The following is a 26,253-nucleotide window of genomic DNA, read 5'->3' as shown; positions in this document are numbered from 1 at the left end:
ATGAAAGAGGTAAAATGCGAGTGTGGACATATTAATCCAATCGGTACTGTTTTATGTGAATCTTGCGGGAATCCTATTGCGACTAAAGAAAAAAACTCTTCAAAGCTGCTTGATATGAGATATGACGGCAGTGCGAGACGCTCGCAAACATACAACAAAACGATTGTTGATAAAGTATGGAACTTTTTTTCTTCCGTTAAGGTGGGTGTGTGGCTGATTGTCATCACACTGCTTGCTTCCTCATTAGGAACGATTTTTCCGCAGGAGCGATTTATTCCGCCAGGTGCATCTGCTTCCACCTATTATGAAGAGCAATATGGGTCGTTTGGCAAGCTGTATTACATACTTGGATTCCATGATCTTTATAATTCTTGGTGGTTTTTAGCTTTAGTTGCATCCATCGGAATCTCCCTTGTCATTTGCAGTCTCGATCGGGTTATTCCTCTTTATCGAGCACTCAAAAACCAAGGGGTTATCAAAAAAGAAGGCTTTATGAGAAGACAGCGTCTGTTCAGTGAGACAGATAAAACGTTAGATCAGCATACATATGAAGGCATCAAGAAAGCAATGAAACAAAAGCGTTACCGCGTGCGAGAAGAAAACGGACATATTTTAGCGGAAAAAGGCCGCTTCTCACGCTGGGGCCCTTACGTCAATCACATTGGACTAATCATCTTTCTCATTGGATCAATGCTCCGGTTTGTCCCAGGCATGTATGTGGATGAAACGCTGTGGGTTAGAGAGGGTGAAACTGCCCCAATTCCAGGCACAGATGGTCAATATTTTTTGAAAAATAATGCATTTTCAATTGACCGCTATGAAACTGGAAATGAAAAAGAAGTGTTTGAGAATGCGATTGAAAGAGCTGGCGACGGTCAAGTAGTGAAAAGTTATAAAACCGATGCCACTTTATACAAACGTGAAGGGGAAGTTGTGTTTGGTGAAAAGCCCAAGCTGAAGCAGGTATCAGAACACGATATTAAAGTGAACGAACCGCTCAAGTTTGATCAATTCTCACTATATCAAGTGGATTTTAAACAAAATGAACTCGATCAAATGGTCTTTCAGCTGATTCGTAAAGATACAGAAAAATCTTTCGGAACAGTGAAGATTAATTTGCTGGAGCCTAAGTCAGAATATGATCTTGGTAGCGGTTACAAAGTCAAAGTGATGAGCTATCTCCCTGATTTTTATTTTGACGATGATGGAACACCGAGTACGAAAACAAGGAATCCAAATAATCCTGCTTTCGTGTTTGAAATGGTTTCTCCTGAAAAGCCTAAAGGTGAAAAAAGCTTTGTGGCGATTCAAGAGACAGTAGAGGGCTCTGATAATAACCTATATAAAATGAAGTTTGATCGAGTGGAAACGAAAAACGTCACGGGATTGACGGTGAGAAAAGATTTAACTCTTGGGGTGCTCATCGTAGGCGGGATCATCTTCATGATTGGTGTCGTGCAGGGGATGTATTGGCAGCATAGAAGAATTTGGCTGTCTGCAAAGGATGGAAAAGTATTTGTGGCAGGACACACAAACAAAAACTGGTTTGGCTTAAAGTCTGATCTTGGCGTGTTACTAAGTGACAGTGGCATCAAACAGCCAGTTGATCAAAAAGAACTGCCTGATACAACAAGTATCAGCAAAAGCAAGGGGGAAGGATTAGATGGCAGCAGTCAGTGAAAACCTGTTATTTGCAGCTTTTCTATTGTATTTAGCGGCAGTTCCTTTTTTTGGTGGTGCCATTAAAGGAAAAAAGAAAGTTGATGGACCGCGCAGGAATAAGGCGGCACTTATCGGCATTACGCTCACCATCATCGGTTTTTTAAGTCAATTTGGCTACTTTATTTCAAGGTGGATGGCGTCTGGTCATGCACCAGTCAGTAACTTGTTTGAATTCACAACGGCTTTTGGCATGATGCTTGTGCTCGCATTCATCATTTTATATTTTGTGTATCAAGTGTCGGTACTTGGTTTATTTACACTTCCAATCGCTTTATTGATTATTGCCTATGCAAGTATGTTCCCGTCTGATATATCACCGCTAATTCCTTCATTACAAAGTAATTGGCTTTATATTCACGTGACAACAGCAGCACTAGGGCAAGCCATTTTAGCGATCAGCTTTGTGGCAGGTGTCATCTTCTTATTAAAGCATGTCGATCAAACAAAGCCAGGGAAGAAGACATTTGGTTTGGAGCTCGTCATGTTTATGATTGTTGTTACACTTGCATTTATCGCAGTCACGTCCATCTTTAGAATGACAGGATACGAAGCAAAATTTAATTGGGTCGATAAAAATAAAGAGGAAAGTGTGATGGTCTATGAGCTCCCGGCTCTAGTTGGACCTCATAAAGGAGAGCTTGTGACGCAAGATCGTTTGGAACCGTTTGTTGATTTGCCGCCTGTTTTTTCAGGAAGAAAGGTCAATACGGTGTTATGGTCATTCGGCACGGGGCTGATTTTGTATGGACTGATTCGCTTGATCATTCGCAAACGACTGAGCGCTCTGCTTCAACCGCTCGTGAAACAAGTGAACCTAGATTTAGTCGATGAAATTGGATACAGAGCTGTTTCCATTGGTTTCCCTGTATTTGCGTTAGGCGGGCTCATTTTTGCAATGATTTGGGCGCAAATTGCATGGACTCGGTTCTGGGGCTGGGACCCGAAGGAAGTATGGGCTTTGATTACGTTTCTCTTTTATGCAGCCTACCTTCATCTTCGCTTATCCAGGGGCTGGCATGGCGAAAAGTCCGCTTGGTTAGCTGTCATCGGATTCGCCATCATTATGTTTAATCTCATCTTTGTCAATCTTGTGATTGCAGGGCTTCATTCTTACGCGTAATCACATGAAAAAGGCCAACTTTTTATGAATCGATTCGGCTTTTTGTTAAAATGAATGTAACAACGGAGAAAGCAGGAGGATTGTCTAATGGAACACACAACTCAAACGAAAATATTAGTCGTAGATGATGAGGCAAGAATTCGCCGCCTTTTAAAAATGTATTTAGAACGTGAAAATTATGAAATCGATGAAGCTGAAAATGGAGATGAGGCTATTCAAAAAGGACTCCAAACAGATTATGATCTCATTTTGCTCGATTTAATGATGCCTGGCACAGATGGGATCGAAGTGTGTAATCAAATTCGAGACAAAAAAGCGACTCCAATCATTATGCTGACGGCAAAAGGAGAAGAAGCCAACCGCGTGCAAGGGTTTGAAGCAGGTACGGATGACTACATCGTCAAACCTTTTAGCCCACGTGAAGTTGTTTTACGTGTGAAGGCATTGCTCAGAAGGTCTTCTCAAACGTCTTATCTCAATACTGGTACAACAACAAAAGATGTACTTGTGTTTTCTCATCTTTCAATTGACCACGACGCGCATAGAGTGACAGCTGATGGCAAAGAAGTCAGTCTCACGCCGAAGGAATATGAGCTTTTATATTTCCTTGCGAAAACACCGGATAAGGTTTATGACAGAGAGAAGCTGTTAAAAGAAGTATGGCAGTATGAATTCTTTGGAGACTTGAGAACAGTCGATACTCACGTCAAACGACTTCGCGAAAAGCTGAATAAAGTGTCACCAGAAGCTGCGAAAAAAATCGTGACGGTATGGGGTGTCGGGTACAAATTTGAGGTCGGCGCTGAATGAAACTGTGGAAAAGTGTCGTTGGAAAGCTATGGTTAACCATTCTCTTCCTCGTCCTAATCGTTTTATCTATTTTAACCGTGCTTCTTTTAGAGTTTATTGAAAATTACCATGTAGAAGAAGCAAAGTCAGATTTAACGCAAATGGCAAATAAAGTGGCGGTCATTTTAGAAAGCCACGACGATCAATCGCTCGCAAGGTCGATTACATCAGAGCTTGCTGACAAATTGACGAGTATTGCGATTATCCAAGAGGACGGGCTAGAGTGGTATTCGTCTGAAAAAGACGGGAAGCTTCCTGCGATTACAAAGAAACAAATTGAAGCAGACGGTGATTTGAATCAAGCGCTAAAAGATCGTAAAAAAATCAGTAAACGTGCAGAACCAAATGCAGGCAATCATAAAGATGAACGAATTGTTGTCGGTGTTCCATTTGAGGCAAACGGAAAAAAAGGCATGGTCTTTCTTTCTCAATCATTACTTGCGGTAGAGCAAACAACAAAACATACGACGCGTTATATCTTCCTAGCAGCCGGAATTGCCATTGTTCTGACCACTATATTCGCTTTCTTCTTATCAACACGTGTCACCTATCCTCTTAGAAAGATGAAAGAGGGAGCACAGGATCTGGCGAAAGGGAAATTTGATACAAAGATTCCTATATTAACGCAAGACGAAATTGGAGAACTGGCCATCGCCTTTAACCAAATGGGCAAGCAGCTTAAATTTCATATCACAGCTTTAAATCAAGAAAAAGAGCATTTGTCCAATATTTTAAGCAGTATGGCCGATGGTGTGATCACCATCAATATTGATGGAACGATCCTCATGACGAATCCTCCTGCAGAACGATTCTTGCAGGCATGGTATTACGAGCAAAATATGAAGATCAAAGATGGAGATGAACTGCCTCCAGAAGCGAGAGAACTATTTCATACAGCCGTCAGTACGGAAAAAGAGCAAATGATTGAAGTCACACTGCAAGGACGTACTTGGGTTCTTCTCATGTCTCCGCTTTATAATCAGCAGGACGTTAGGGGAGCAGTTGCGGTCCTTCGTGATATGACAGAGGAACGAAGACTTGATAAGCTGAGAAAAGACTTCATTGCCAATGTCAGTCATGAACTTCGTACTCCAATTGCAATGCTGCAAGGATATAGTGAGGCGATTGTAGATGATATTGCTGGCTCAGAAGAGGAAAAGAAAGAGATTGCGCAAATTATTTACGACGAATCACTTCGAATGGGACGTCTTGTGAACGATCTTCTAGACCTAGCGAGAATGGAAGCTGGCCATATTACACTTAATCTTGAATCAACAGATACAGAAGAGCTGACCGAGAAGATTTACCGCAAGTTTCTTGGCATAGCAAAAGAAAAGCAAGTTGATCTCACATATGACATTCAAGTGGATGAACCGTACTTTGTACTCGATCCGGATAAGATTGAACAGGTGTTTACGAATCTCATTGATAACGCGATTCGTCATACACCAGAGGGCGGAGAGGTTCACTTCTCGGTTCAATCGGTGGAAAGCGGTTTGAAAATGGATGTGAAAGATTCAGGAAGCGGAATCCCAGAAGAGGATCTGCCATTTATTTTCGAACGTTTCTATAAAGCGGATAAGGCAAGAACAAGAGGGCGTTCTGGTACTGGACTTGGCCTTGCGATTGTGAAGAACATCGTAGAAGCACATCAAGGTTCCATTCATGCACATAGCAAAGCGGGTACAGGTACACACTTTACCTTTTATATTCCGAGAAAAAAGCAGGAACTCGTCTAATCCTGACGAAGAATCTTGTTACATGAGAAACACTTCTTTTCGAAAGAAAAAGAAGTGTTTTTTTTATTTTCATATTTTTAAGGAGAAGTTAAACAAAAAGCCCTTCCCAAATTGTCGAACTTGTAATATATTTGTCATAAAGTTGTAATGTAACGTTTTGTAAGAGTCACTCGACAAAAATAAGTGAACGGAGGGGTTTCCTATGCATGAAACCTTTCAAAAAATATATGATTCGTACCATCAAGATTTGTACCAGTTTTTATTTTATATGGTTAAAGATAAAAATCAGGCAGAGGATCTCGTTCAGGAGGTTTACATCCGGGTACTTCACTCATATAAAACTTTTGAAGGAAGAAGCAGCGAGAAAACATGGCTGTTTTCAATTGCAAGGCATGTGGCAATTGATTGGTTTCGCAAACAGCAAACCATTAGACAACGGGTACTCGGCACGTTTGATTGGGATAAGCAGGATGTTAAGGACCCAGACTTGCTCCCAGACGAACTGGCTGTACAAGATGAAAATGTAAAAGAAATCTATGCCGCACTTGATCAGTGCACGATTGATCAACGAGCTGTCATCATTTTAAGATTTATCCAGGGCTACTCAATCATGGAGACGGCAAAGGCGCTAAAGTTCTCGGAAAGCAAAGTCAAAACAACGCAGCACCGAGGCCTGAAAGTGCTCCGAAAACATATGGAGCTTTTGAAGGAGGAGCTAGTGAATGAAAACGAACAGGTCCGATTGGAGCGAAGAACGAATCAAGGTGTTACTAAGTCAGCTTCCAAAGGTGGAGGACAACCGTTCATCTAAGCAGATATACCAGCAGATGCTGATGGCAAGCGGGCAGAAAAAGAAAAGTGCCAAATGGATCGGTCCAGCGGTCGCAACCGTTGTGGTTTTATTTATGGCGTTTTTAATTTCTCCTCATTTATTTCAGCCGGCTGCTCAAGATCAGCAAATGAAAATGGATTCAAGTGCTGACAAAAGTCAGGTGAACGCCACATTAGAGGCGGTCAAACAGACAGATGGGCCCTCACACGTTGTGTCTCGTAAGCAGCAGCAAAAGTATATGACCATCGCATACATAGATGAATCAACCTCTCAAGTGGTTCCAATTAGCATTGAAAAAGAGGATGAGTATGATCATTTGCAGGATATGGTGAACACATATGAGCAGGTGCAGCTGCCTGAAATGACAAAACCTCTTCAATCTTATATGGATATGGTGGACCTTCGCGAAAAAGGAGATACACTTATTTTTCAATTAAAAAGTGATTTGTCCCTTGATACGTTAAAAGAAGCCAACCGGTTTAAAGATATGGTAAAAGAAACGCTAAAATGGAGCAGGTATAAGCAGGTGCAAGTCAAGACAGCCAAAGGGTCTCACCTTCAATTAGGAGCAAATGGACGCATTGGAACAATATCGATTGAAAAACAAACAAAACACGCTTATTATGTTTTAGAGAATAAGAGCGGGACTTTTTTGGTGCCTTCAAAAACGCACTATTCATCGTATGAAGATGCGGTAGAAGCTATGAAGCGTACAAGCGATGCAGGACTTGATCCACTAATTAAAGACGAACCGATTAAAGAAGTGACGTCTAAAGGAAAACATGTGACCATTACGTTTGGAGCATCAGCGCAATTATCGGACTCAAATGATCATATTTTACTTATTGAAGGTCTGCTGCTCTCAGCGAAAGATTTTGGTTTTACAGAGGTCACCATTCAACAGGCGGGAACAGATCAAGTTGGTCCGTATGAATTAGAAGAACCGATAGAGGTGCCGGCTCTGCCGAATCCAGTTGTCATAAAAGACCGTTAAAGGACGCGAGAAATTGCGTTCTTTTTTGATGTATAGAAAATAGCTTCCTTGCTGTATACTAAGCTGTCATAAAAAGAACCTCAAAGAAGGGGAGTCACTGATGAAAAGGTATTGCTTCATATGTGCCAGCTGTTTTTTGATGGTCTTTTCGCCTGTTGCTCATGCACAGGAAACAAGCGAATGGGTGGAGCCGATAAAAGGAGAAGTCACAGATTTGTTTGGGACAAGAGGCGGCTCGCACAAGGGATTAGATATAGCTGCGCCAGAAGGAGAATCCATCTTTGCTGCAAGTGAAGGTGTGGTCTCGCGTTCGTATGTATCTGCTACATATGGCGAGGTTGTGTTTATTCAGCATCCAAATGGATATGAAACCGTCTATGCACATTTACACGAGCGTTTTGTTAAAAAGGATGACCATGTAGAAGCAGGACAGCCGATCGGCATTATCGGCAACACAGGGGCGTCTAGAGGCACTCATTTGCATTTTGAGGTGCACAGGGGTCATTGGTCAGTCAGCAAAGAAGATGCGGTAGATCCACTCACAATCATTGCAGTGGATCGCTTCCAAGAGCCGGCTCTACATGTAAACGGACAAGAGAACAATACATATCTCATTAAACAAGGAGATACCCTTTGGTCGATTGCAAAGGCGCATGAGATGACTGTGGAACAATTGAAGCAGATGAATGAGCTGACCACTCATCTCATCCGAACGGGAGATCGTTTAATGGTTTCAAAAAAATAAACCTCATGCATGTGCATGAGGTTTATCATGATTTTTTATAGGTCGATCAGACGGACAGAAAGTATATCTTGCACTTCGGTTAATTCTTTAACAATTTCGTCCTCGAGATGCTTGTCGAAAGAAAGCATCATAATGGCTTCGCCGCCTTTTTCTTTACGTCCTACCTGCATTGTCGCAATGTTAACATCATGATCGCCTAAAATTTGTCCAACCTTTCCAATTACACCAGGTGCATCAGTATGCTGGATGTAGACAAGGTGTCCATCTGGATAAAAATCAATATTAAATCCATTAATGGAAACAACGCGTTCTCCTAAATGCGGGATATAGGTTGCTTTTAGAGTAAAGGTTGAAAGGTCGCCTTTGACTTCAATAGAAATGCTGTTTTCGTAACCAGATTCGCTAGAAGAAATCTTTTCACTAAAGCTAATGCCGCGTTCTTTTGCCACCATTCCAGCATTGACTTCATTTACAGTCGAATCAACACGCTCTTTTAAAAAGCCTGACAGAAGACTTTTTGTAATAAAGGATGTTTCGAGTTTTGAAATAGAGCCTTCGTAAGAGATGCCTACTTCTTTTACCGGTTCTCTCATTGATTGAGAGACAAGACGTCCGAGCTTCCCTGCAAACTGATGATAAGGCTGAATTTTTTTGAACTCGTCTTTTGTCATCGCTGGTAGATTAATAGATGACATAACAGGGAGTCCTTTTGCAAATTGAAGTACTTCTTCAGATACTTGCGCCGCCACATTTAATTGTGCTTCCTTCGTCGATGCGCCAAGATGCGGAGTCGCAATGACGAGCGGATGGTCTACAAGCGGATTATCAGTAGGAGGTTCTACTTCAAATACATCGAGTGCAGCTCCTGCAACATGGCCGCTTTCAAGCGCTTCAAGAAGGTCGCGCTCGTCAATAATACCACCGCGTGCACAGTTCACTAGGCGAACGCCTTTTTTCGTTTTTGCAATTGTTTCTTTATTGAGAAGTCCTCTTGTTTCTTTTGTTAACGGGGTATGTACAGTGATAATATCTGATACTTCGAGTACTTCATCAAGTGATTTGGCGTTGACACCGATTTTTTCTGCGCGTTCCTTTGTCAGAAACGGGTCAAATACGTTGACTGTCATGCCAAATGCTCTTGCACGCTGGGCAATTTCGCTTCCGATTCTGCCAAGTCCAACAATCCCAAGAGATTTTCCATAAAGCTCTGCACCAACATAGGCACCTCTGTTCCATTCTTTTGATTTCACAGAAATGTTGGCTTGTGGAATATGACGCATGAGTGAAGAGATCATCGCAAATGTATGCTCAGCTGTGGAGATCGTATTACCGTTTGGTGCATTGATCACAATGACGCCATGCTTGGTTGCTTCATCAATATCAATATTGTCTACTCCCACACCGGCACGGCCGACAATTTTTAATGAAGTCATTTTTTCATAAAGCTCTTTGGTCACTTTCGTAGCACTTCTGACAAGTAAGGCATCAAATGTGTGTAATTCATCTTCTGCTTCTGTTACATTTTTTTGGACAATTTCAACAAAATCTGATTCTAAAAGTGGTAAAAGACCATCATTGCTCATCTTATCTGAGACTAATACTCGAAACATCGTAAGATTTCCTCCTAAAATAAACGTCATAAATATCTGATAATTTACCATATTCCTTTTCACTGTGTCAATCAAATTAAAGCAGTAAAGCGAAAAAGAAAACACGAACATTTCTTGGTGTCTTTATAAAGAATGGACACCTTTAAACAAAAGATAACCAATTTTTTCGTATTTGTCATTATAATTTTTACGTTTTTTACGTTTTCTTAAAACTGATGAAATTGCTCAGGATTTTTATCTGTACAAATGCTCATATATCATATATAATGATGTCGAATTGAATAATGATCAATCTTCGGGGCAGGGTGCGATTCCCTACCGGCGGTGATGAGCATAGTCTCTAAGCCCGCGAGCCTTTTTTGGCAGGATTCGGTGTGATTCCGAAGCCGACAGTATAGTCTGGATGGGAGAAGATGGAGGTTCGTAAACGTTGAAAACTTGGTTTTTCACACGTTTATTTGTCTAGCCTAAATTCCCCGCTCCTGTTTTCATGAGCGGTTTTTTTGTGGCTGAAATTGAACAATCCTCTTTTCGAAAGATTTGATCGAAAAGGAGAGAGAATATTGAATCAAAGTAAAGTAAAACGTTTAGTCGTCACCAGTATGCTTAGCAGTATTTCGTTTGTGTTAATTTTATTGGATTTCCCTTTCCCAGGGCTTCCAGCGTATTTGAAAATTGATTTCAGCGATATCCCAGCGATTATTGCGATTTTAATTTATGGGCCAGGTGCAGGAATTGCCGTTGAGGCATTAAAAAATGTTCTGCATTATCTCATTCAAGGCAGTATGTCCGGCGTTCCAGTTGGGCAAGTCGCGAACTTCATTGCAGGCACACTATTCATCTTACCAGTCGCCTTTATGTTCAAAAAAATTAAATCAGCAAAAGGAATGGCTTGGTCAATGATCATGGGTACATTACTTATGACTGTGATGATGAGTATTTTAAATTACTTCTTATTCCTGCCAGCTTACACATGGTTTTTAAACGCACCTGAGCTATCAGATCATGCGCTCAAGACGACCATTACAGCAGGGATTTTACCTTTTAACTTTATTAAAGGAATCATCATTACCATCGTATTTAGCTTCATTTTTGTGAAAATGCGTCCATGGTTTGAAAATAAACGCCGACTTCAAAATAGTTAATATAAAAAAAGCCCCTGCTTAAGGGGCTTTTATACTATTCATGCTTAAGTGGATCACCCTCGAAAGATTCGTCCGCAACTTTGATTGAGTCAGTTGGACATCCTTCAAATGCATCAAGCATATCTTCTTCAAGTACTTCTGGAACTTCTACAGTCCCTTGGTTGTCGTCAAGCGTAACAAATGCAATGCCTTCATCATCATAATCATAAATGTCTGGAGCAGCTGCACCGCATGCGCCGCAAGCAATACATGTGTCTTTGTCTACAATTGTATATTTTGCCATGTTAAAAAAATACCTCCCAAATAGTTCGATGGAACACATGGTTTAACTTTTTTAGTTTCACCGATAAAAAACAATTTCCTCAAACCTTATTGTAATGATTTTAAATTCACATTTCAACTGTAAAGTGATTGAGAATGCTTATCACATAAGGGTTTGTTCATAACTTTCCCCTATAAATTGAGTTTAAACATTTCTTCTTGTATGAAATCTGTTAAAATAAAGGGAGAAAATATTCGAATTTTGTCAGGAAGACAGGTGCTTTGATGAATGACTCTTCATTATTTGGATGTCATGTTAATGGACAGCGTATATAAATTGAACGGCGAACGCTCCATTAGTGCTGTCTACCATCTTTTTAAAGGAAAAAAATCATCTCAAACCATACAGGATGCCAGCTTGTTTGAGCTTTCCAGGTACTTCGGCTGTTACCCGGGATTTACGAGAGATCAGCTGAATCGTTCTGCTTTAAAGCTTGAAGAGAAGCACTATATTAGAAAAACCGATGAGACACTGAGTATCACTGAAGCAGGGCAGCGAATGCTACACCAACATTTTTCTGAAAAACCGATGCCTGCATATTTTCATGGTGCAAAATATCATGATAAAGCAAAGATGCTATGGATGAGGCTCTCTTTACTTGTACAAGTGCTTTCTCACCATATGGCTGGATCACATCAATATGTTCCAATACAAAGAGATGTCTCGGTTCAAAGCTGGACGAAATCTTTTTTGAAACAGCATCAGCAGAAAAGCAAGCTTTCAGAAGAGCTGCATCATGAACTAGAAAAACTCCTAATGAGCCTAAGTGATCACGAGGCACTGATTTTTGTTTACTCATTGACCTCAAATGAACGAATCGGGCGTACGTATCAGCAAATGGCGGAGTGGATGAAAGAAGATGTGTGGTATGTGTACTTGCTTTTTTGGAATGTACTCCATTATTTTATTCAATCTGCCCAAAAAGGTGAGGCGCCGATTTTGCAGCAGCTCGTAGGTGACCTTGAATTTAAACGCGTGTTAACAACTTCTACTCACAAAACACTTGAGCTTGTCCAAAAAGGATTTGATATTGAACAAATTGCTCACATTCGTTCATTAAAAAAGGCAACGATTGAAGATCATATCGTGGAGCTGTCGATACATGAGCCAAGCTTTTCAATAGATCCCTATGTGAGTATAAAAGAGCAGCGGGAGATCCTTGCTGTAGCCAGAGAGTTGCAAACAAATAAAATGAAGCTGATTAAAGAAAAGCTCGAGCATCCATTTACTTATTTTCAAATACGATTGGCACTGACAAGGATGGTGAAAGCAAATGGATAAGCTTCATCAGACGCTCATGCGATACTTTGGCCACGACACATTTAAAGCAGGTCAAGAGGACATTATTCGAAGTGTACTGCATCAAAAAGATACGGTTGCCATGCTGCCTACTGGTGGAGGAAAGTCGCTTTGCTATCAAATTCCCGGTTATATGACAGACGGGTTGGTTCTGATTATTTCGCCGCTTTTATCGCTTATGGAGGACCAAGTAGAACGAATGAAAATGCGCGGAGAAAAACGAGTAGCGGCGCTTAATAGCACATTGTCTTTTCAGGAGAGGCGACATATCATTCGGCATTTGCCATCATATAAATTTCTATTCGTCGCACCTGAGGCATTAATGTCAGAATTGCTGCTAGAACAGCTCAAATCGATGCGTATTGGTCTGTTTGTCGTCGATGAAGCGCATTGTATATCAGAATGGGGGCATGATTTCCGTCCTGAATATTCGAAGCTTGGAGAATGGAGAGAAGCGTTAGGTCATCCTGTGGCTTTAGCTCTTACAGCTACAGCAACGAAACAAACGCTAAAAGATACTGTGCAAACGCTAAGATTGCAGCATCCAGACTTTCATATACATTCCGTCAACCGCCCGAACATTGCCTTAGTCAAAGAAATGCACGAAACGAAAGAAGCAAAAGAGAAACGGGCTATTGAGCTTGCGGATTTCCTGCAAGGACCAGGCATTATTTATTGCCCGACCCGGCAAATGACAGAAGAGCTTGCTCTCTGTATGAAACAAAAAACCAATCAGCGTGTTGAGTTTTATCATGGCGGAATGGATGCAGGAGACCGTATGCTCATTCAGCAGCAATTTATCAGCGGTCAGCTTGATCTCATTTGCTGTACGAGTGCTTTTGGCATGGGAATTGATAAAGCAAATATCCGATTTGTCATTCATATGAGCCCTCCGCAATCGATTGAAGCATTTATGCAAGAGATTGGAAGAGCGGGAAGGGACGGGAAAAATAGTGTGAGCATTCTTTTATATACAGAAGAGGATGCAGATATTCAGCAACACTTGATCCAAACAGAAGGATTTGACGAACCAGAAATTGATTTCTATTTAGCACAACTGACTCAAATGCAGACAAATGATGAAAAAAAATTACGTGCACGATTGATGGAAACAGGGCTTCAGGAGACGCGTGCAAGAATGCTGACGCACTATTACATGATGCATGAGTCCGAACAGCGCCCGGCAATTCTGATGAATCTAAAAGAAAAATTGCAGGACAGGCAAACAGAAAAGCTGAGAAAAGTGTGGCAATTTAAAGAGCGGGTCATGGATCATGACTGCTTTAGACAATCTCTGTTATCATACTTTCACGAACAGCTTGATCAAACAGAGCGCGCGTCCTCTGATGATTGCTGCTCTTCTTGCGGACTGAACCTGTCTGATTATGAAAAAAAAGAACAATCATTGGAGCTGAATGAAATGAAACACTGGAAGACTGTGCTGGATCACATGTTTCATCTGACAAAAGAGGCGCAGCATTGATTGAACAACATCGCCGAATCATTGAAAAATTAACCGATCGACAAGTCGTAGAACAGCTGTATTTCACGCAGCTGCTCATGCTTATCGTTTCTTTTTTACTAGGCATATTTATGTTCGATCAATGGACGGATTTTACAGCCCTTTGGCAGATTCAGGATATGCGCATTCTAACATATGGAATTGGCGGTGCATTGCTCGTCATTATTATAGATGCAATTGTCATGAAGGTGTTTCCCGCTCATATGTATGATGATGGCGGTTTAAATGAAAAGATGTTCAAAAACCGAAGCATCCCGCATATTGTTTGGTTAGCACTACTCATTGCCTTTTCAGAGGAAATACTATTTCGCGGAATTGTTCAACAGCAATTTGGGCTTGAGATTGCCAGCATCGTGTTTGCGCTTCTTCACTTTCGCTATTTATCAAAAATACTCTTGTTTATCCTCGTGGTTTCCATTAGTATTTTTTTAGGACTTTTATACGAGTGGACGGGGAATTTATTTGTTCCTGTCATGACACATTTTGTCATTGACTTAGTCTTTGCTTGTCAAATTCGTTTGAAATATAAGGGGAGGGATGAACATGGAAGAAATGTCGAGAATGCAGAGAAAGAAGGAGCAGCTGACAAACAACCATGACGACAATGTAGAGGAAATTCTTGAAGAAAAAGTACATCCTTCTGATGACTCTCACTTTCCTACGCGAGAAGACTTTCATGAATATAAGAAGCAGCGTACGAAAAAAGTGCGCAATCCTTTGTTTACGACATTGGCTATTATCTTTCCTATCATCGTCATCACTGTTTTCTTTCTATTGATCTACTACACTTCAAAGGAAATTAACGATAATAACAATCAGGGTGTATACATTGATAAAACCTCAAGTGCTGACACAGACCCAGTTCCGTCAGCACTAGCCGAAACAAAAAATGACGCAAACGCTGATAAAGCGGATGCGTCTGATGAAGAGAAGAAAAAGAAAGATGAAGAAAAAGAAAAGAAGCGATCAAAAGAAAAAGCAGAGCAGAAGAAAAAAGAAAAAGCTGCTAAAGAGAAACAAGAGCGTGAAAAAGCCGCAGCTGCGAAAAAGCGTGAACAGCAGCAGCTAGCCCTCCAAAAACAGCAAGAAGAGAAAAAACGAAAAGAAGCCGAAGAGAAAAAGAATCAGGAAGAAAAGCCAGTTCGTGTCGTGCAGCATACTGTTGGACCAGAGGAAAACCTGTATCGAATCTCGATGAAATATTACAAAAGCCGATCGGGTGAAGAGAAAATAAAAGCTTATAATCATTTAAATGGGAACAGTGTATACAGTGGTCAAGTACTCAACATTCCATTGGAAAACTAATTACCTGACATGAACGAATGAAAAAGCACATACATATGTAGAAAAAAAGGGACAGGGTGTATGTGATGACTTTGCACGCAATCAGCCGCTATATGGATCAGCCGACACAGAAAATGATGGAAACGTTGATCAAAAGAAAGCACAAATATGAGGGCTTTGCCAAGCAGTGTAAAAGGTGGCAATGGACAGCCCTTTTGTCGCTGGCGATTCTTTTGTTTTATTTTGTGATAACGGCAAATAAGGGAGGCTCTCTTCAGCCAGAAGCGATGATTGCAACACTGCTCGGTCATGAGGTCTTTCTATTTTGGATAATGGCTGAGGTGTTTGCTTTTTATGCTTCTTATTATTATAAGAAAAAAGAAGAAAAGGCTGAGGATGAATATCATCGCCTCAGATGTGAGATTATACAAAAAAGCACAGACTTATGGCCGCAATCAGACCAGTGGAAAGAGCGTGAAGCGGTTTTTCGCTATATGCAGCAGCAATATGACATTAATCTCTATTATGAAAGTAAATAAATGTGTAAAAAGACGTTTTAATAGTTGAAACGTCTTTTTTCATTCAAGCGTCTTATGAACGACACATATGCAAGGGAGCCATTTATGATGAAATATGCCATCGGATTTACTGCCGCCATTGCGGCTGTTACAACAGGTGTGTGTGTAACGGCAAAAATGGTGAAAACGGCAAAACAAAACAACATCAAAAAGCATTACTTTACAATAGAAGCACTTCAATCAGATCGACCAGCAGTGATTTTCTTTATTTCTGATACACACCGGCGGCTGATTAGTGACTCATTATTAGCTGAGGTCACACAAGAAAAACCGGATGTCATTATGATAGGCGGGGACTTAGCAGAAAAAGGTGTACCCTACGCCAGAATTGAAGAAAATGTGAAACGTTTATCAAGAATTGCGCCCGTTTATTTTGTTTGGGGAAATAATGATCACGAGCTGCACCAGCAAAAGCTTAAAGAGATTCTTCATGCTTACGATGTGACGACTCTGCAAAATGAAACAGCTGTGTGGGATTTCGAAGGCCAGTCAATCAAAATTGGAGGCATCGATGATATTCGGCTTGAAAAGGCGGATTATGAAGCGATACGACCTGAGTTTGTGAAAGATGACGTAAATATTCTCTTATCACACAACCCAGATGTACATCATTTAATGAGTGAAGATGAGGGGATCGACCTTGTTCTGAGCGGTCATACGCATGGAGGTCAGATTCGAATTGGGAAATTTGGTCCATATGAAAAAGGAAGAACAGGTCAGGTCAAAGGCGCATTTTTTCTCATTAGTAATGGCTATGGAACAACAAAGATTCCAATGCGTCTCGGGGCAGAACCGGAAACGCATCTGCTCTATTTAATGCCTGTCAAAACGCGATGACTTGCTGCGCCCTCAATATTTTCCATAAAAGTCACCGTAAGCATAGCTTCATGCTTGTCTTCCGTCTTGACACAGTGTAAACTGAATACAAAATTAAGAACCTATGACTCATCATCTCATATACTACAGTATGATGTGTGTTTAGAAGAGGCAGGAGGGAACGTTATGCGACTGGAGCGTCTGAATTATAATAAAATCAAAATTTTTCTCACACTAGATGACCTGACAGACCGGGGTCTTACGAAAGAAGACCTTTGGAAAGATTCGTTCAAAGTCCATCAGCTGTTTAAAGACATGATGAACGAAGCGAATCAGGAGCTCGGTTTTGAAGCGAGTGGACCGATTGCTGTTGAAGTATTTTCACTTCAGGCGCAGGGGATGGTCGTCATTGTCACAAAGAGTCAGCAGGATGATGCTGATGATGATGAGTTTGATGAAGATTACATTGAGATGCAAGTCAAGCTCGACGAGAGTAATCATGTGCTCTATCAATTTGCCTCGTTTGAAGATGTGATTCAACTGTCCCATAGTTTAAGTCGTATTGGACTTTTAGGGGGTACAGTTTACCATTATGAAGGTCAATATTTTCTCAGCCTAGATGATTTTGAAGAACTGTCTGCTGATACGGTTATTTCCATTTTAGCGGAGTTCGGTTCACCTACGACATTAACGATTCATCGGCTAAAAGAATACGGAAAAGTGATCATGCAAGATGATGCAGTGAAAACGATTCAAATGTATTTTTAATCACTTTTTTCTATTATATTTAATACTGTTGTGATGAAACAACAGTATTTTTTTATATCCTTTTTATATTTATAAACGCTGATATTTTATTTTGATAAAAAACGTTTTTTACCTTTGCTTTACCAGTACGAAGGTGTATACTATTGCTTGAAAGGGAGCAGTAGATCATGAAAGATTTCTAGGGGGTTTATTTTAATGGCAGCCGATCAAAACGCCGCTCATAACGCAGAAGATAAGCTAGATGTTTTAAAGTCAACTCAAACCGTCATACATAAAGCGCTAGACAAATTAGGGTATCCGCAAGAAGTGTATGAATTGCTGAAGGAGCCAATTCGTCTATTAACTGTGAAAATTCCAGTACGAATGGATGATGGATCAGTGAAAATTTTCACTGGTTACCGCGCGCAGCACAATGATGCTGTCGGACCGACAAAAGGCGGTATTCGTTTCCACCCGAACGTTACTGAAAAAGAAGTAAAAGCGCTTTCAATTTGGATGAGTTTAAAATGTGGTATTGTGGATCTTCCTTATGGCGGAGGAAAAGGCGGTATTATCTGTGATCCAAGAGAAATGTCATTTAGAGAGCTTGAAAAACTGAGCCGCGGCTATGTTCGCGCAATCAGTCAAATCGTTGGTCCAACGAAAGATGTACCAGCACCAGATGTGTTTACAAACTCTCAAATTATGGCATGGATGATGGACGAATATTCTAGAATGGATGAATTTAACTCGCCAGGATTTATTACCGGAAAACCAATTGTTCTTGGAGGATCACACGGACGTGATACTGCAACAGCAAAAGGTGTGACGATCTGCATCAAAGAAGCGGCGAAGAAAAAAGGAATTGACATTAGCGGGGCACGTGTTGTCGTACAGGGATTCGGAAATGCAGGAAGCTACTTGGCTAAATTCATGTATGATGCCGGAGCGAAAATCGTAGGGATTTCAGATGCTTACGGCGGGTTATACGATGAAGATGGTCTTGATATTGACTACTTGCTTGACAGACGTGACAGCTTTGGAACGGTTACTAAATTATTTAACGATACCATCACAAACCAAGAGCTGCTTGAGCTCGATTGTGATATCTTAGTACCTGCAGCCATTGAGAACCAAATCACTGAAGATAATGCGGCAAACATTAAAGCTAAAATTGTCGTAGAAGCAGCGAATGGTCCAACGACACTTGAAGGAACAAAAATTCTTTCAGATCGTGGAGTACTGCTTGTCCCAGACGTACTTGCGAGTGCGGGTGGTGTAACGGTTTCTTACTTTGAATGGGTGCAGAATAACCAAGGGTTCTACTGGACTGAAGAGGAAGTCGAAACTCGTTTAGAAGATATGATGGTGAAATCATTTAATAATATTTATGAAATGGCGCAAAATCGCCGCATCGATATGCGTCTTGCAGCATATATGGTCGGCGTACGTAAAATGGCTGAAGCTTCTCGATTCAGAGGCTGGATTTAAGCGGCTCATTTGCATCGTGCCTTAAAATCTCCTATCCTTAAATAGGAGATTTTTTTTATGGAATGGAACAACTCATGAAACAGCTAGCAATTGTTATTGCATTGAAACGACAGGAGTGGAACAAATGAAACAAGAAAAAGCGATCATAATAGGAGGCGGCCCATGCGGGTTATCAGCTGCCATCGCATTCAAGCAAATTGGAATTGATGCACTTGTCATTGAAAAGGGGAATGTCGTCAACAGTATTTATCATTACCCAACACATCAAACCTTTTTCAGTTCAAGTGAAAAGCTTGAGATTGGTGATGTCGCGTTTATTACTGAAAATCGCAAGCCTGTTCGTATCCAGGCACTTTCTTATTATCGAGAAGTAGTCAGACGAAAAAGCCTGCGTGTACATGCCTTTGAAAAAGTGAACGCTGTGACGAAAAAAGACGGTCATTTTACCGTGAGCACATCAAAAGACGACTATGTATGTGATTATGTCGTGATTGCTACTGGCTACTATGACCATCCAAACTATATGAATGTCAAAGGGGAAGACCTTCCACATGTGTATCATTATTTTAAAGAAGGACACCCATACTTTGATAAAGATGTAACGGTGATCGGCGGGAAAAACTCAAGTGTCGATGCTGCGCTAGAACTTGTGAAATGCGGAAGTAGAGTCACTGTACTTTATCGAGGAACTGAATATTCATCTAGCATCAAACCTTGGATTTTGCCAGAGTTTGAAGCACTTGTGCGGAATGGAACGATTCGAATGGAGTTTGGAGCGCAGGTGAAGGAAATTACAGAAGAAGAAGTGATTTTTACTAACCAACAAGAGCAAACGGAGCGAGTGAAAAGTGATTATGTTTTTGCCATGACAGGCTATCATCCAGATCATTCTTTCTTAGAAAAAATGGGTGTGACAATTGATCAAGAATCAGGCCGACCAGCATTTGATGAACAGACGATGGAGACAAACGTAGAAGGTATTTTCATCGCAGGAGTGATTGCAGCTGGAAATAATGCCAATGAAATTTTCATTGAAAACGGGAGATTTCATGGGGGGCTAATTGCAGAAGAAATCAACAAAAGAATGAACGATAAAAAAAGAACTGGATCCTTCTAAGGGATTCGGTTCTTTTTGATATAAAATGGGATTATATAGAAAGTAATTTTCATAAAAATGGGCTCGAGTCATATAAAAAAAGGGTAAATCATGGTACGATAATGAAGGATAATGTAGGGAAAGAGGTCTGGTTATGATCGCAATCATCTCAGCAGGTTTAGCTCCCGGCATCGCACTTTTAAGTTATTTTTATTTGAAAGATCAGTACGACAATGAGCCGGTACACATGGTCATCAGATCTTTTATGCTAGGTGTTATACTTGTGTTTCCAACCATGTTTATTCAATATGTCCTTCAAGAGGAGCATATCACAACGAACCCTATCTTGATTTCATTTGTGACGTCGGGCTTCTTAGAGGAATCTTTAAAATGGTTTATTTTAATGGTCAGCGTCTATGCGCATGCCCAATTTGACGAACACTATGATGGAATTGTATATGGAACCAGTGTCTCACTTGGTTTCGCAACACTTGAAAATATTCTTTATTTGGTCGGTCACGGAGTTGAATATGCATTCACCCGTGCTTTATTACCCGTCTCAAGTCATGCTTTATTCGGTGTTGTGATGGGATTTTATATCGGCAAAGCCCGCTTCTCTGATAAAAAGGAGCAGCGCAAATGGCTGATCCTTTCTTTAACGCTTCCTGTGCTTTTTCACGGCCTATATGATTTCATATTGTTAGGAATGAAAAATTGGGGATATATCATGCTGCCATTCATGATTTTTTTGTGGTGGTTTGGCCTGCGAAAAGCAAAAAAAGCTCGTTCAGTGAAAATGGTGCAAAATTTAATGTAGAAAACGTCTTATCAGTTGATAGGGCGTTTTTTTGTCTTTTCATCCATTTCTCTCCTGTGATGAATGTATAAAAATAGGGATTGGAAGAAATATATATTCAAACATCAAAAGTACAGGAGGATCAAATATGGACAAAGCTCGTTTCATGAAACAAATCGTCCTTATCTTCTCAATCGTTCTACTCGCAACCTCACTGATGACAACTGAAAAAAGTGAAGCCTTCACCAGTCAAGTCATCCAGCGTGGTGCGACAGGAGAAGATGTAGTCGAGTTGCAAGCACGGCTCCAATACAATGGCTTTTACAATGGCAAAATTGATGGTGTATATGGCTGGGGAACATACTGGGCCGTTCGCAACTTTCAAAGCCAATATGGTGTAAAAAAGGTCGACGGACTTGTAGGTAAACAAACAAAAAGCCTATTAGTTCAAAAGACAAAATACTATAAAGACTTTGTTCAGCAGCAGCTGCAAAAGGGGAATGAGTTTACCCATTATGGCGGGAAACCTCTTGATCAGCAAACAAAAGCTCCTGCGAAAAGAAGCTCACAAAAAAAGACTGCTCAAGGTGCAAAAGAGAATCAAAAAAGCCAAAGCGGAGCATCTGGAAAGTCTGCGAAACAGTCAGGTAATCAGCAAGCAAATCAAACACCGAAACAAACGGCAGCCAACATGCCAGGTGGTTTTTCTAGTAATGATATTCAGCTCTTATCACAAGCGGTTTATAGTGAAGCAAGAGGTGAGCCGTATGAAGGACAGGTGGCGATCGCTGCCGTCATCTTAAACCGTTTGAACAACTCGACTTTTCCAAATACAATCGCAGGAGTTATTTTTGAACCGCTTGCGTTTACAGCTGTGGCGGATGGTCAATTTTATATGTCACCAAATGAAACTGCAAAAAAGGCTGTGTTTGATGCCATTAACGGCTGGGACCCGTCTGAGAGCGCCGTCTATTACTTTAATCCTGATACAGCAACAAGTCCATGGATTTGGGGAAGACCACAAATTAAACGAATCGGGAAACATATTTTCTGCGAATAGAAAGAGGTGTAAATAAATGATCAGAGGAATATTGATTGCCATTTTAGGAATTGCTGTCATCTCAACAGGTTATTGGGGCTATAAAGAGCATCAAGAAAAAGACGCAGTGCTGCTGCACGCAGAGAACAACTATCAGAGGGCCTTCCACGATTTAACGTACCAAGTGGATCAGCTGCACGACAAACTTGGGGCAACGCTTGCGATGAACAGCCAATCGTCGATTTCACCAGCACTTGCAGATGTATGGAGAATGTCATCAGAAGCACATAACAATGTGAGTCAGCTTCCGCTCACATTAATGCCTTTTAACAAAACGGAAGAATTTTTGGCGAATGTCGGAGACTTTAGCTACAAATCATCAGTCAAATCCTTATCAGATGAACCATTAAACAAAAATACGCACAAAACCATTTCGTCCTTATATCAACAAGCATCTGATATCCAAAACGAACTGAGACAAGTGCAGCATCTCGTCCTCAACAAAAATTTAAAATGGATGGATGTTGAAATGGCACTTGCTGATGGTGACCGAAAGAATGATAACACCATCATTGACGGGTTGAAAACAGTCGAGAGAAATGCAGATGCATTTGCAGATGTCGATCTCGGACCGACAAATGTGTCGACAGAAGCAGAAACACGCGGCTACAATCATTTAAAGGGTAAAAAGATTTCAAAGAAAGAAGCGATACGCATTGCCCAGCAATTCGCACCTGATCATAATCAACATTTTAAGGTGAGAAAAAGCGGAAGCAAAACCAATCGAGATGTGTACAGCTTATCGATGTCAGATCCTGATAGTAAAGCGAATTTCTATTTAGACTTAACTGAAAAAGGAGGACATCCAGTCTACCTTCTTCAAAATCGAGACGTGAAAAAACAGAAAATCAGTTTAAATCAAGCATCAGAAAAAGCACTCAGCTTCTTAAAGAAGCAAGGATTTGATGCAGAGTCATTCCATTTAGATGAAAGTGCGCAATTTGATAATATCGGTGTATTTACCTATGTACCTCTTCAAAAAAATGTACTGCTTTATCCAGATAGTATACGCATGAAGGTCGCATTAGACGATGGTGAAGTGGTTGGATTTTCAGCGAAAGACTATTTAACGAATCATAAAACAAGAGACATCAAAGCACCTAAAATCTCGCAAAAAGAAGCGAAGAAAACGCTCAATCAGCATGTGAAAATCGAAGATACTCATGTAGCGATTGTTCAAAACGATATGTCAGAGGAAGTTTTATGCTATGAGTTCCTTGGAACGATAAAAAATGATACGTACCGAATGTTCATTAATGCGGATACTGGAAAAGAAGAACGAGTAGATAAACTAAAAAACGCAGAACCTATATATAAAGACCTATAGAAAAGGAAGCGAGGAAAAGGCGAATAAGCCTTTTCCTTTTGTTTTATACATGGTTTAATATAGGAGAGGATATGATTTCACAGATGAAAAGAGTGATGAGGAATGTTACAAATAGGGGATGCAATCACAATTGAATATGTCAATGAGAACAAAGAAGTGAAAACTGCAAAATCGAAAGTTTTGGAAAATAATAACGATGATATTTGCATTAATTATCCAGCTGATAAAGAAACGGGACGCACGATCTATTTAAACCAGCAAACAGAAATCACCGTTTTCTTTTTCGATGAAAATCAAATTCCATACAAATGCACAAGCGAAGTCATTGGCAAGAGGAAAGAAGATATTCCGATGATCGTCATTTCCATTCCGCCAAAAGAAGAAATGATTCGGCTTCAGCGTAGAGAATACCTGAGAGTCGATACAATGGTCAAGGCCGCGATCACGCAAACAGGTGAAGAATCCTTTGACACGTTTATTGTCAATATGAGTGCTGGCGGCTTAGCAATTGCTGTTCCTGAAGGTGTCTCATTGAAAGAATACGGAGAAGTGATCACAGAGTTTGAACTTCCGCTGAAAGAGCCTGTTAAAATTAAAGCGGTTGCAGAGATGAGCCGAGTTTATCAAGATGAGCAGACTGGCAAAACAAGAGCGATCATGGAGTTTTCTGAGATCACAAATGATCAGCAGCAGCACATTATGAAGTACTGCTTCCAGCAGCAGCTTTTAACACGTGTAAAAAAAGCATAAGAATAAAGGATGTTAAAAGCTTCCATACTAGAGGTGATAGAATCTAGCGTGGAGGCTTTTTGTATGAAGACAATGGAAAGATGGTTATTGAAAGCGGTGCTCATTCAGCTTGTCTTATTATTAGCCGTTCAGATCACACTTCATTTGACGAAAGGAGAACTATTTTTGTCAAAAGTCGTGCAATACGAGGGTGTAAATAACATGAGCATTGAAGATTGGATCGAGACGTTTAAGCAGAAGGATTGATAGAAAATTCCCCCGTTTGACCGGTGATCGTGTTACAATTTATAAGGGAGATTCAATCAAGGAGAGGTATTATGAAAAAGAAATTATCTATCGCAATTGACGGTCCTGCTGCAGCAGGAAAAAGCACTGTGGCAAAAATTGTCGCAGCAAAAAAAACATATATTTATATCGATACAGGTGCCATGTACCGCGCGATTACGCTTGCGGCACTTCATCATGGTGTAGATCTTGAAGACGAGCAAGCACTTGATGCATTACTGAAAAAAACGGTGATTGAACTTGTCTCAACAGACGAGGGTCAAAAAGTTCATCTAGACAATACCGATGTGACAGAGGAGATTCGCACTGATCGCGTGAGCAATCAAGTATCGGTTGTCGCAAAGCACAGAGCTGTTCGGGAAGAAATGGTCCGCAGGCAGCAAGAGCTTGGTAAAAAAGGCGGTGTCGTGATGGACGGAAGAGACATAGGTACGCACGTTCTTCCAGATGCCGAAGTGAAAATTTTCTTGCTTGCATCTGTAGAAGAAAGAGCAAAACGCCGCTTTGAAGAGAATCAGAAAAAAGGCTACGATGTCAATTACGATCAGCTGATCGAAGAGATTGCAAGACGTGACAAGCTTGACTCTGAGCGCGAAGTTTCGCCGCTAAAGAAAGCGGATGACGCCATTGAAATTGACACCACTTCTCTTTCCATTCAAGAGGTAGCAGGTAAAATTTTAGATGCAGCAGACCGCGTGGAGAAACAGTAAGAAATTTTAGAAAACTTTTATAAGTTAGAGGTTTATCTCTTGACAAACAAGGTCTTTTATTAGAAGTTTATACTAATACTATTTTTATTGATCATTCAAGCAATTCTGTTGATTTGAATGTTTCTATAATACATACTCGGCTGGTAATCATCATGCTTAAGACACATATTCACCCAGTCGTTTTAACTAAGCTGTGTAGGTTTGGACCAAGGAGGTTATCGAAATGACAGAGGAAATGAATCAAATCGATGTTCAGGTACCAGAGGTTGGAGATGTAGTGAAAGGGATTGTTTCTAAAGTTGAGGACAAGCATGTCAATGTAGATATCGTCAATGTGAAACAGCCTGGGATCATCCCAATCAGTGAATTATCAAGTCTTCACGTTGAAAAAGCATCAGATGTCGTGAAAGATGGCGACGAATTAGAGCTTAAAGTAACAAAAGTCGAAGACGATGCTTTGATTTTATCGAAACGTGCTGTTGATGCAGACCGCGCTTGGGAAGACCTAGAGAAAAAGTTTGAAACAAAAGAAGTATTTGAAGCTGAAGTAAAAGACGTTGTAAAAGGTGGTCTTGTCGTAGATATTGGTGTGCGTGGATTTATTCCTGCATCTCTTGTAGAAGCGCACTATGTTGAGGACTTTTCAGACTACAAAGGTAAAACACTCTCACTTGTCGTGGTCGAACTTGACCGCGAAAAAAATCGTGTGATTCTCTCGCACCGTGCAGTAGTGGAGCAAGAGCAATTAGACAAAAAGCAAGATTTCCTGCAAAAGCTTGAGGTAGGCAGTGTGATTGATGGTAAAGTGCAGCGCCTTACTGATTTTGGTGCATTTGTAGACATTGGCGGCATTGATGGATTGGTTCACATTTCTCAACTATCCCATGCGCATGTTGAAAAGCCATCTGACGTAGTGGAAGAAGGCCAGGAAGTCCAGGTCAAAGTACTTGCTGTTGATCGTGATAACGAGCGTATCTCACTATCTATTAAAGAAACATTACCAGGACCTTGGAGCCAGATTGGTGAAAAGGTAAAACAAGGTGATGTGCTTGAAGGAACTGTTCAACGTCTTGTGAGCTTTGGTGCATTTGTTGAAATTCTGCCAGGCGTCGAAGGACTTGTGCATATTTCCCAAATCTCTCATAAACATATCGGTACCCCGCATGAAGTCCTTGAAGAAGGGCAGACTGTGAAAGTAAAAGTGCTTGATGTGAATGAAGATGAAGAGCGCATTTCACTAAGCATCCGTGATTTAGAAGAAAATCCCGAAAAACAAATCGAAGAGAATTATCGTCAATATCAGGCGAAAGAAGAAAACACAAGTGGATTCCAGCTTGGTGACCTGATCGGAGATAAGCTCAATAAATTAAAATAA

The 26,253-nt window shown here is 40.7% G+C and carries 26 protein-coding genes and 1 riboswitch; of the genes, 24 read left to right on the top strand and 2 right to left on the bottom strand.

All coding sequences use genetic code 11. The annotated features are described in order from the left end of the window. From resB to MHI33_RS12855, 7 genes are all read left to right on the top strand, one after another. Nucleotides 1–1,680, top strand: coding sequence for a cytochrome c biogenesis protein ResB (gene resB, locus MHI33_RS12885; RefSeq protein WP_106067106.1), 1,680 nt, complete (start codon nt 1–3; stop codon nt 1,678–1,680). Continuing rightward, nucleotides 1,664–2,842: a c-type cytochrome biogenesis protein CcsB gene (gene ccsB, locus MHI33_RS12880; RefSeq protein ID WP_050943828.1), complete on the top strand. Its 1,179-nt coding sequence runs from the start codon at nt 1,664–1,666 to the stop codon at nt 2,840–2,842. Before resB ends, ccsB begins: the two co-directional genes overlap by 17 nt. 87 nt (nt 2,843–2,929) lie before the next feature. Then, nucleotides 2,930–3,652, top strand: a complete 723-nt coding sequence (locus MHI33_RS12875) for a response regulator transcription factor (RefSeq protein ID WP_003215596.1) — start codon at nt 2,930–2,932, stop codon at nt 3,650–3,652. Next, on the top strand, nt 3,649–5,430 hold the full coding sequence (locus MHI33_RS12870; RefSeq protein ID WP_003216141.1) for an ATP-binding protein: 1,782 nt from the start codon (nt 3,649–3,651) through the stop codon (nt 5,428–5,430). Before MHI33_RS12875 ends, MHI33_RS12870 begins: the two co-directional genes overlap by 4 nt. A 202-nt stretch (nt 5,431–5,632) precedes the next feature. Then, nucleotides 5,633–6,241 carry an RNA polymerase sigma factor SigX gene (gene sigX / locus MHI33_RS12865; RefSeq protein WP_003215976.1) on the top strand — a complete coding sequence of 203 codons (609 nt, stop codon included), beginning with the start codon at nt 5,633–5,635 and terminating at the stop codon, nt 6,239–6,241. Beyond that, entirely contained in the window at nt 6,153–7,256 is a 1,104-nt protein-coding gene (locus MHI33_RS12860) for a sigma X negative regulator (RefSeq protein ID WP_065098318.1), read from the top strand. The genes sigX and MHI33_RS12860 overlap by 89 nt, the downstream gene beginning before the upstream one ends. Nucleotides 7,257–7,356: 100 nt before the next feature. Then, nucleotides 7,357–8,001, top strand: a complete 645-nt coding sequence (locus MHI33_RS12855; RefSeq protein ID WP_106067104.1) for a M23 family metallopeptidase — start codon at nt 7,357–7,359, stop codon at nt 7,999–8,001. Between the two features lie 35 nt (nt 8,002–8,036). Here the strand turns inward: MHI33_RS12855 and serA are convergent, their stop codons facing one another. Continuing rightward, nucleotides 8,037–9,611 carry a phosphoglycerate dehydrogenase gene (gene serA / locus MHI33_RS12850; RefSeq protein WP_044141087.1) on the bottom strand — a complete coding sequence of 525 codons (1,575 nt, stop codon included), beginning with the start codon at nt 9,609–9,611 and terminating at the stop codon, nt 8,037–8,039. 287 nt (nt 9,612–9,898) lie between these two features. Next, nucleotides 9,899–10,030, top strand: a riboswitch (FMN riboswitch). Nucleotides 10,031–10,174: 144 nt separating this feature from the next. On the opposite strand from serA, the gene MHI33_RS12845 reads away from it, so the two are divergent. Then, nucleotides 10,175–10,756 (top strand): ECF transporter S component, encoded by a 582-nt coding sequence (locus MHI33_RS12845; protein WP_012010414.1) that lies wholly within the window; start codon nt 10,175–10,177, stop codon nt 10,754–10,756. Nucleotides 10,757–10,790: 34 nt separating this feature from the next. Here the strand turns inward: MHI33_RS12845 and MHI33_RS12840 are convergent, their stop codons facing one another. Next, a complete protein-coding gene (locus tag MHI33_RS12840; protein WP_003215700.1) occupies nt 10,791–11,039 on the bottom strand; it encodes a ferredoxin in 249 nt (82 codons plus the stop codon). A 267-nt stretch (nt 11,040–11,306) separates the two neighbouring features. Between MHI33_RS12840 and MHI33_RS12835 the strand changes: the two genes are divergently transcribed. The 16 genes from MHI33_RS12835 to rpsA all read left to right on the top strand — a co-directional run bounded on the left by MHI33_RS12835 (nt 11,307) and on the right by rpsA (nt 26,253). Further along, a complete protein-coding gene (locus tag MHI33_RS12835; protein WP_278175483.1) occupies nt 11,307–12,359 on the top strand; it encodes a helix-turn-helix domain-containing protein in 1,053 nt (350 codons plus the stop codon). Further along, complete coding sequence (locus MHI33_RS12830) at nt 12,352–13,860, top strand: RecQ family ATP-dependent DNA helicase (RefSeq protein ID WP_283923793.1); 1,509 nt, start codon at nt 12,352–12,354, stop codon at nt 13,858–13,860. Before MHI33_RS12835 ends, MHI33_RS12830 begins: the two co-directional genes overlap by 8 nt. After that, nucleotides 13,857–14,498 (top strand): CPBP family intramembrane glutamic endopeptidase, encoded by a 642-nt coding sequence (locus MHI33_RS12825; protein WP_044141090.1) that lies wholly within the window; start codon nt 13,857–13,859, stop codon nt 14,496–14,498. The genes MHI33_RS12830 and MHI33_RS12825 overlap by 4 nt, the downstream gene beginning before the upstream one ends. Further along, complete coding sequence (locus MHI33_RS12820) at nt 14,443–15,204, top strand: LysM peptidoglycan-binding domain-containing protein (protein ID WP_278175478.1); 762 nt, start codon at nt 14,443–14,445, stop codon at nt 15,202–15,204. Before MHI33_RS12825 ends, MHI33_RS12820 begins: the two co-directional genes overlap by 56 nt. Nucleotides 15,205–15,269: 65 nt before the next feature. Continuing rightward, nucleotides 15,270–15,722, top strand: coding sequence for a DUF2663 family protein (locus tag MHI33_RS12815; protein WP_003215549.1), 453 nt, complete (start codon nt 15,270–15,272; stop codon nt 15,720–15,722). A gap of 87 nt (nt 15,723–15,809) precedes the next feature. Beyond that, nucleotides 15,810–16,598 carry a metallophosphoesterase gene (locus tag MHI33_RS12810; protein WP_340911787.1) on the top strand — a complete coding sequence of 263 codons (789 nt, stop codon included), beginning with the start codon at nt 15,810–15,812 and terminating at the stop codon, nt 16,596–16,598. A 165-nt stretch (nt 16,599–16,763) separates the two neighbouring features. After that, complete coding sequence (locus MHI33_RS12805; protein WP_050943836.1) at nt 16,764–17,345, top strand: genetic competence negative regulator; 582 nt, start codon at nt 16,764–16,766, stop codon at nt 17,343–17,345. 195 nt (nt 17,346–17,540) lie between these two features. Further along, on the top strand, nt 17,541–18,815 hold the full coding sequence (locus MHI33_RS12800) for a Glu/Leu/Phe/Val family dehydrogenase (protein WP_012010406.1): 1,275 nt from the start codon (nt 17,541–17,543) through the stop codon (nt 18,813–18,815). Between the two features lie 124 nt (nt 18,816–18,939). After that, nucleotides 18,940–19,932: a YpdA family putative bacillithiol disulfide reductase gene (locus MHI33_RS12795; RefSeq protein WP_340911782.1), complete on the top strand. Its 993-nt coding sequence runs from the start codon at nt 18,940–18,942 to the stop codon at nt 19,930–19,932. A 133-nt stretch (nt 19,933–20,065) separates the two neighbouring features. Continuing rightward, nucleotides 20,066–20,728, top strand: coding sequence for a glutamic-type intramembrane protease PrsW (prsW, locus tag MHI33_RS12790; protein ID WP_044141093.1), 663 nt, complete (start codon nt 20,066–20,068; stop codon nt 20,726–20,728). A gap of 127 nt (nt 20,729–20,855) precedes the next feature. Then, on the top strand, nt 20,856–21,767 hold the full coding sequence (gene sleB, locus MHI33_RS12785; RefSeq protein ID WP_106065510.1) for a spore cortex-lytic enzyme: 912 nt from the start codon (nt 20,856–20,858) through the stop codon (nt 21,765–21,767). A gap of 16 nt (nt 21,768–21,783) precedes the next feature. Beyond that, nucleotides 21,784–23,133, top strand: coding sequence for a germination protein YpeB (gene ypeB / locus MHI33_RS12780; RefSeq protein WP_044141095.1), 1,350 nt, complete (start codon nt 21,784–21,786; stop codon nt 23,131–23,133). A 102-nt stretch (nt 23,134–23,235) separates the two neighbouring features. After that, a complete protein-coding gene (locus tag MHI33_RS12775; RefSeq protein WP_340911775.1) occupies nt 23,236–23,883 on the top strand; it encodes a flagellar brake protein in 648 nt (215 codons plus the stop codon). 63 nt (nt 23,884–23,946) lie between these two features. Continuing rightward, nucleotides 23,947–24,129, top strand: coding sequence for a YpfB family protein (locus MHI33_RS12770; protein ID WP_034661090.1), 183 nt, complete (start codon nt 23,947–23,949; stop codon nt 24,127–24,129). 71 nt (nt 24,130–24,200) lie between these two features. After that, entirely contained in the window at nt 24,201–24,878 is a 678-nt protein-coding gene (gene cmk / locus MHI33_RS12765; protein ID WP_340911772.1) for a (d)CMP kinase, read from the top strand. 223 nt (nt 24,879–25,101) lie between these two features. Next, a complete protein-coding gene (gene rpsA / locus MHI33_RS12760) occupies nt 25,102–26,253 on the top strand; it encodes a 30S ribosomal protein S1 (RefSeq protein WP_003215529.1) in 1,152 nt (383 codons plus the stop codon).

It is taken from the genome of Bacillus sp. FSL K6-2971, from assembly GCF_038006405.1.
Taxonomy (GTDB): Bacteria; Bacillota; Bacilli; order Bacillales; family Bacillaceae; genus Bacillus; species Bacillus pumilus.
This window is presented reverse-complemented; position numbering and strand designations above follow the sequence as displayed.